The sequence below is a fragment of the Tabrizicola sp. genome (assembly GCF_051645465.1).
In the GTDB taxonomy this organism is placed as follows: domain Bacteria; phylum Pseudomonadota; class Alphaproteobacteria; order Rhodobacterales; family Rhodobacteraceae; genus Tabrizicola.
Window position 1 is genome coordinate 1 of sequence record NZ_JBOFBI010000349.1, and the last position, 6,944, is coordinate 6,944.

Sequence of the window (6,944 nt, forward strand, 5' to 3'; positions counted from 1 at the left end):
CCCGCCCCCCCCCCCCCCCCCCCCCCCCCCCCGGCCAGCCAAAAGCGCAACCCTCACCCCCACTCGCGCAGCCGGGCCACATAGCGGGCCATCGTGTCGATCTCGAGGTTCACGAGGTCACCCATCGCCACCTCGCCCCAGGTCGTCACCTCCTGCGTATGGGGGATGAAATTCACCCCGAACTCCGCCCCCTCCACCTCGTTCACCGTCAGCGAGGTCCCGTTCAGCGCCACCGAGCCCTTGGGAGCGATGAACTTCGCCAGCTCCACCGGCGCCCGAAACCGCACCCGGACCGACCCACCCTCCGGTCGCACTGAAACCACCTCGGCCACCCCGTCGACATGGCCCGAGACAATATGCCCGCCAAGCTCATCGCCAACACGCAAAGCCCGCTCAAGGTTCACCCGCTTGCCGACCGGCCAGCCGTTCCGGCCGATGTTGGTCTTCGACACCGTCTCGGCCGAGATTTCGACGTCGAACCAGTTTTCCGGCTCGGCCCCCAACGCCACCACCGTCAGGCACACCCCGTCGCAGGCGATGGAGGCCCCTATGTCGATGCCTCCCACGTCGTACCTGGTCGCGATCCGCGCCCGAAGATCGCCCGTGACCTTCACGTCCAGGATCCTGCCGATATCGGTGACAATTCCGGTGAACATGGCCCCTCCGCTTTCCCTCCGACCTAGCCCCGAGGTCTGCGCCTTGCAAGCCTGCCGCCATTGACGCCACGATCAATTCACGCTTTCTCGCGATTTCTGCTGTAGTTCCGCACGAAACCGGGGCAATACCGTGCACATGAGAGTGCGACCGTGACCGCCGACCGCCGCTTCCTTTTCCTGCAAGGGCCGCATGGGCCCTGGTTCCACCGGCTGGGCGGTCTCCTCCGCGCGGCGGGGGCAAAGGTCTGGCGCGTCGGCTTCAACTTCGGCGACCGGGTCTTCTGGCCAGGACCGGGCTACATCCCTTTCAACGACGCCCAGGACCTCTGGCCCGGGACCTGCGCCGACATCTTCGCCCGTCACCAGATCACCGACCTCGTCCTTTACGGCGACACAAGGCCGATCCACGCCCAGGCGGTTGCCATCGCAAAGGCCCGCGGGATCACTGTGCATGTGTTCGAGGAAGGCTATCTTCGCCCCTACTGGATCACCTACGAACGCGGCGGGTCGAACGGCCATTCCCGGCTGATGGAGCTGACCGTCCCGGACATGCAGGCCGCCCTTGAAACGGTCGATCTTGACCTTCCCGACACCCCCGCCACCTGGGGTGACATGCGCCAGCACATGTTCTGGGGCGCGATCTACCATGGTCTCGTGGCGCTTGGGGGGCGGGCCTACCGCAACTTCCGCCCGCACCGCGCGCTGACCGTGGGGCAGGAGTTCCTCCTGTACCTCAAGCGCTTCCTTCTGATGCCGGTCCACCGGCTTGAGCGCAGGCTCGCCACCAGCCGCATCCGGCGCGGGGGCTTCCCGTATCACCTGGCGATCCTGCAGCTGGAACACGACGCGAGCTTCCGCGACCATTCACCCTTCGCCAGCATGACCGAATTCCTTGCGCTGGTGATGGAAGGCTTTGCCAAGGGCGCGCCGCAGCACCATCATCTGGTCTTCAAGGCCCACCCCTTGGAAGACGGCCGCGTGGCCCTTCTGCCGGAAATCCGGCGACTGGCCGCGTTGCACGGGTTGACGGGCCGCGTGCACTTTGTGCGGGGCGGTAAACTGGCCGAACTTCTGAACGATGCCCGGTCGGCCGTCACGGTGAATTCGACGGCCGGCCAGCAGGCGCTCTGGCGCGGCCTTCCGCTCCGCGTCTTCGGGACAGCGGTCTATGCCAAGCCCGAATTCGTGTCGCCGCAGCCGCTTGAGGCCTTCTTTTCCGCCCCCGACCGCCCCGATACCCGCGCCTACCGCCACTACCGGCATTTTCTTCTGGAGACCTCGCAGGTGGTCGGCGGCTTCTATTCCTCGCGGGGGCGGCGGGCGCTCCTACGACAGGTTGTGGACCTGATGCTCGCGCCCGAGGACCCATATCAGGCACTTCGCTCCGGGACAGCGGCGCCACGGCAACAGTTGCGCGTTGTCCGCTGATTTCGGCATCCCATGCTGGCCATGGCAATTCCGTTTGGGTAAAGTCTCGCGACAAAACTGCGAAACGAATGCAGGGGACAGGGGCAGTGAGATTGACGCGTGCACATTCGGTCAAGCTGATCGCCCTTCTGGCGTGTGTGTCCATCGTCGCATCCTGCGGCCTGCCACGCTCGGGGCCGAACAAGCGGGAGCTTCTTGCCGGCTCGGTCGACAAGAAGGGTGACGCCTTCATCGTCACCGTGACCCCAACCGTATCGCGCATAACCGCGGTCCAGCCCACATTTGGCTTCAGCGAAGGCTTCCGGAATGCCGGGCTCGTGGGCTCGGACACCATCTCTGCTGGCGACGTCATCGACGTGACAGTCTTTGAAAACGTCAAGGATGACCCGCTCCTCGGCAACACCGGCCAGCGCGTCTCGAGCCTCTCGCAGATCCAGGTCGACGGTCAGGGCTTCATCTACATCCCCTATGCGGGCCGCATCAAAGCCGCCGGCCAGACGCCCGAAGGGCTGCGCCAGGCCGTCACCCGCCAGCTGGAAGACCAGACCCCCGACCCCCAGGTCACCGTTACGCGCACGGCCGGCGAAGGCTCGACCGTTTCCATTTCCGGTCAGGCCGCAGCCAACGGCGTCTATCCGATCGAGGCTTCGACCCGCACGCTTGGGTCAATGCTGGCGAAATCCGGCGGTGTCACGATCGACCCGGGTGTTGCCATCGTCCGCGTGACCCGCGGCGGCAGGACCGGCAAAGTCTGGCTGAAGGATTTGTACGAAAACCCTGCACTCGACATCGCACTTCGCCCCGGCGACCAGATCGTCATCGAAGAGGACAGCCGGAAGTTCATCGCCCTTGGTGCGACCGGTGCGCAGAATCTGGTGCCTTTCGAATCCGAGACGCTCTCGGCGCTTGAGGCGATCGCCACCGTGGGCGGCCTTTCCACCAATTCGGCCGACCCGACCGGCGTCTTCGTGCTCCGCGACGAAAGCGAAGAGATCGCCCGCGCGGTCCTTGGCCGCAATGACCTCGTCGGCGACCAGCGGATCGTCTACGTGCTGAACCTGACCGAACCCACCGGGCTTTTTGAGGCGCGCGACTTCCAGATCCGCGATGGCGACACGCTTTATGTGACCGAGGCGCCCTTCGTGCAGTGGCAAAAGACGCTTGGGGCGATCACCGGCACTACGGCTGCGGCCTCGAACCTCGCCAGCACCGCAGACGCGGGCAACTGACGGCGCCGGTGTCTGGCGCGGTCTCGGCTGAGGCACTGACCGGCGTTCCCCGGCGGCTTTACCATCAGAACCTGTCGCTGCTGCGCGACCGCCGGGTCGCCCGCATGCTTGAACTTGCCGGGCATGAGCTGCACTTCGGCATGCCCGGCCCCGGCGACGGCGTGGCGGTCTGGGGCCGCAGCCCGACCGCCTGGCGGGGCGAGCGGATTGCGGCGCGTCGCGGTGTGACGCTGGTCCGGATCGAGGATGCGTTCCTGCGGTCCGTCCAACCGGGCCGGGCAAGGGGCGAAGCGCCGCTCGGGTTGCTGGTGGACCCGGTTGGCGTGCATTTCGACAGCAGTCGACCATCGCGGCTGGAGGAGATCCTGCAATCTTTCGACTTTACAAATTCAGACATCCTGGCTGACGTGGCGCGGCTATCCGGCTGTTTGATGGCCAGCGACTTATCAAAATACAACACGTACGATCCTTTGATCCCCTCCCCCGACCCCGGCTACGTCCTGATCATCGACCAGACCCGCGGCGATGCCTCGATCCGCCATTCCGGCGCGTCCGAAGCCACCTTCCGCGACATGCTCGCCACTGCACTCAACGACCACCCCGATGCCCGCATCATCATCCGCACCCACCCCGAGACCGCCGCAAACCTCCGCCCCGGCCACTACGGCCCCGCCGACGCCATGGGCCGTGTGACCCTGCTGACCGCCCCCGTCTCCCCGCACCGCCTGCTCGCCAATGCCGCCGAGGTCTACACCGTCTCATCCCAGATGGGCTTCGAGGCGATCCTCCACGGCCACCGCCCGCGCGTCTTCGGCCAGCCATTCTACGCGGGCTGGGGCCTGACCCGCGACGAACGGCCCCTCCCCCGCCGCACCCGCCGCCTTAGCGCCGATGAGCTTTTCGCCGGCGCCATGCTCCTCGCCCCCGTCTGGTACGACCCCTGCCGCGACCGGCTTTGCGGGTTGGAAGACGTCATCCGCCAGCTGGAGGCCGAGGTCCGCGCCTTCCGGGAAGACCGCCACGGCCATGTCGCCGCGGGGATGCGTCTCTGGAAGCGGTCCCGCCTGCAACAGGTCTTCGGCCAGACCCGCGCGCTCCGCTTCCGCGACGACCCCGCCGCCGCGGACCGGCTTGCGCAGGCCACGCACCGTGGCGTTCTCCTCTGGGCCGGAAAGGAACCGGACGGCTTCACCCCGAAGTCCGCCTGCCTGCGGGTGGAGGACGGCTTCCTCCGCTCGCGTGGGCTTGGCGCGGAACTGGTGCCACCCCTCAGCCTCGTCACCGACGCGCAGGGCATCTACTACGATCCCTCACGCCCCTCGCACCTCGACAGCCTTATCGCAGCACCCCTCCCCCCCGGTGGCCGGGACCGGGCCGAAGCGCTCATCGCGCGGCTCCGCGCCGAGGGGCTGTCCAAGTACAACCTCGGCGGCCCCCCCCTGCCGCCCCTGCCGGAAGGCCACCGTATCCTCGTCCCCGGCCAGGTCGAGGACGACGCCTCGATCCTGAAGGGCGGTGGCGAAGTCCGGACCAACCTTGGGCTTTTGCAGGCCGCGCGGGCGGCAAATCCGGATGCGATCCTGATCTACAAACCCCATCCCGACGTCGAAGCGGGCCTCCGCAAAGGCGCGATCCCCCCCGAAACCCTGAAAGGCCTGGCCGACATAGTCCTGCCCAACGCCGACCCCGCGAAAATCCTCGTCGAAGTGCAGGAGGTCTGGACCATGACCTCGCTTCTGGGGTTCGAGGCCCTGATCCGGGGCCTGCCGGTGACCTGCCTTGGCGCGCCCTTCTACACGGGCTGGGGCCTGACCCGCGACCTTGGGCGGACCCCGGAGTGGCGGACGGCAAAGCCCGACCTCGTCCACCTGACCCACGCCGCCCTCATCGCCTATCCGCGCTACTGGGATCCGGTCAGCCGCCGCCCCTGCCCCCCGGAGGTGGCACTGGAAAGGCTCGCCTCGGGCGAGATCCCGCATCCGGGGCGGCTCAACCGGCTGGTCTCAAAGCTGCAGGGCCGGTTCGCAAGCTTCGCGCATCTCTGGCGGTGAAGCTCCTCGTTCGACTTCGTCTCCTCCTCGCGACCGTCGCGCGAGGAGTGCACGAAGTGCATCGACGAGCATTCCCCTAGCGCACCAGCCGCCAGAACCGCCACATCAGGCTCGCCGCCGCGCAGGCCAGACCCACGACAAGACCAAGCCACAGGCCCACGCCCCCATACCCCAGCGGGAAGGCCAGGACATAGCTGCACGGGATGCCAATCAGCCAGTAGCTGGCCGCCGCAAGCCACATCGGCACGCGCGTATCCTTCACCCCGCGCAGAAGACCCAGCGCCATCACCTGCATACCGTCCGCCAGCTGGAAAAGGGCTGCCAGCATCAGCAGCACCGCGCCATAGGCGACGATGGGCGCGCTTTCGGGCTTCGATAGGTCGAGAAACAGCGAAACGATCGCTTCGGGCACCGACAGGAACAGGATGACCGAGGCCACCGCGACCCCAAGCGAGATCACCACCGCCACTTTCGCCGCCTGCCGCAGGGCCACCCGGTCGCCTTGCCCGTCAAAGCGCGCAATGCGGATCGTCGCGGCGCTGGAGAGGCCCACATGCAGCATGAAGGTCAGCGCAGCCACCTCCAGCGCGATCCCGTGGGCAGCAAGCTCGATCGTCCCGATCCAGCCCATCATCAGGGCCGATGCCTGGAATAGCCCGCCCTCGGCAAGCCCCGTCAGCCCGATCGGCAAGCCCAGATTCCAGACCTGGCGCAAGGCCTGCCAGTCCGGGCGCCAGAAGCGCTGGAAGAGACGAAAGCGCGCCAGGGCCGGCAGCAGGCCCGCGTAAAGGCTCAGGACCACCAGCGACATCACCTGGACCGAAATCGTAGCAATCGCAGCGCCTTGCGCCCCAAGCTCGGGGAACCCCCAGTTCCCGAAGATCAGCGCCCAGTTGACCACGATGTTCAGACCGACGGCGGCCAGGGTCACCCAGAGCACGACCTGGGTCCGGTGCAGGGCCGAGAGATAGCTTTGCAGAACCGTCACGCAAAGCGCAGGCACCAGGCCGAAGCCCACGACCCGCATGTAATCCTGCGCGATGGCCGAGACATCGGGGGCCTGCCCCAGTGCCAGAAGGATCGGCCCGGACCACCAGAAAACCGGCAGCACGACGATCCCGTAGGCGATGGAAAGCCAGAGCCCCATCCGCGTATCGCGCCGGACCTGGGCCTCATCCCCCCGGCCAAGCGCAGAGGCGACCATCGGCATCACCGCTTTGGCAAAGCCCGAGCCTACGACATAGATGATGAAGAACGACGACGACCCCAGAACCACCGCCGCAAGCGACACGACGCCATACCAGCCCACCATGATCGTATCGGTCACATGCAGCGCCATCTGCGCGAGGTGCGACCCGATGAGCGGCAGACCCAGCACGAGCGTTTCCCTCGCATGGGTCGAACGGGTCATTGGAGGCGATACGAGGGTGGTCATTCGACGGGCTTAAGCCGCCTTTCCATCGTTCACAAGCCGCGAAGGGCGCCAGAGTGTGTCAGAGCGCCCGGATCAAAAGCCCGATGGCCGCCACCGCAAGGACCGCACCCGCCGCGAGCTCGAAGAAGGGCAGCGCCCGGGCGAC

General features: G+C 66.9%; 5 protein-coding genes. 3 read left to right on the forward strand and 2 right to left on the reverse strand.

Features of this window, described 5'->3' with window-relative positions; translation table 11 throughout:
• Positions 1 to 53: 53 nt before the first annotated feature.
• Positions 54 to 656, reverse strand: a complete 603-nt coding sequence (locus ACRCSW_RS22005; protein ID WP_438707792.1) for a riboflavin synthase — start codon at positions 654 to 656, stop codon at positions 54 to 56.
• Between the two features lie 150 nt (positions 657 to 806).
• On the opposite strand from ACRCSW_RS22005, the gene ACRCSW_RS22010 reads away from it, so the two are divergent.
• The 3 genes from ACRCSW_RS22010 to ACRCSW_RS22020 all read left to right on the forward strand — a co-directional run bounded on the left by ACRCSW_RS22010 (position 807) and on the right by ACRCSW_RS22020 (position 5,364).
• Positions 807 to 2,084, forward strand: a complete 1,278-nt coding sequence (locus tag ACRCSW_RS22010) for a capsule biosynthesis protein (RefSeq protein ID WP_438707793.1) — start codon at positions 807 to 809, stop codon at positions 2,082 to 2,084.
• Between the two features lie 86 nt (positions 2,085 to 2,170).
• The gene (locus ACRCSW_RS22015; protein ID WP_438707794.1) at positions 2,171 to 3,313 is read left to right on the forward strand and encodes a polysaccharide biosynthesis/export family protein; all 1,143 of its coding nucleotides are present in this window, start codon (positions 2,171 to 2,173) and stop codon (positions 3,311 to 3,313) included.
• An 8-nt stretch (positions 3,314 to 3,321) separates the two neighbouring features.
• A complete protein-coding gene (locus tag ACRCSW_RS22020) occupies positions 3,322 to 5,364 on the forward strand; it encodes a capsular polysaccharide biosynthesis protein (RefSeq protein ID WP_438707796.1) in 2,043 nt (680 codons plus the stop codon).
• A gap of 76 nt (positions 5,365 to 5,440) precedes the next feature.
• Here ACRCSW_RS22020 and ACRCSW_RS22025 read toward each other — a convergent pair whose 3' ends face one another.
• Positions 5,441 to 6,799 carry an MATE family efflux transporter gene (locus ACRCSW_RS22025; protein WP_438707795.1) on the reverse strand — a complete coding sequence of 453 codons (1,359 nt, stop codon included), beginning with the start codon at positions 6,797 to 6,799 and terminating at the stop codon, positions 5,441 to 5,443.
• Between the last annotated feature and the right edge of the window lie 145 nt (positions 6,800 to 6,944).